Annotated in this window: 1 pseudogene; it reads right to left on the bottom strand. The window is 56.8% G+C overall.

The window, feature by feature from the left end:
- Nucleotides 1-241 (bottom strand): annotated as a pseudogene (locus HMPREF0519_RS13555) (beta-ketoacyl synthase N-terminal-like domain-containing protein); the annotation flags it as partial.

Below are 241 nucleotides of genomic sequence, written 5' to 3'. Positions count from 1 at the left end.
GTCATGTACCTTGATGACCTGCTCTTCAATCGTGGTCAGGCCCCCGATCCCGGAGCTGAAAATCACGCCCAGCTCTTCCGCCTTCACTGTTTCCGGAGTCAAGCCAGCCATCTCGTAGGCTTCCTGGCAGGCCTGGATGGCGTATTGGGAATACAGATCCATCCGCTTGCCGTTTTTCTGCCGACAACCTGGCTGACGTCAAAATCATCGATTTCCCCGGCCACGCTGATGCCGGTCTCAC

It is taken from the genome of Lentilactobacillus hilgardii DSM 20176 = ATCC 8290, from assembly GCF_000159315.1.
In the GTDB taxonomy this organism is placed as follows: Bacteria; Bacillota; Bacilli; order Lactobacillales; family Lactobacillaceae; genus Lentilactobacillus; species Lentilactobacillus hilgardii.
This window is presented reverse-complemented; position numbering and strand designations above follow the sequence as displayed.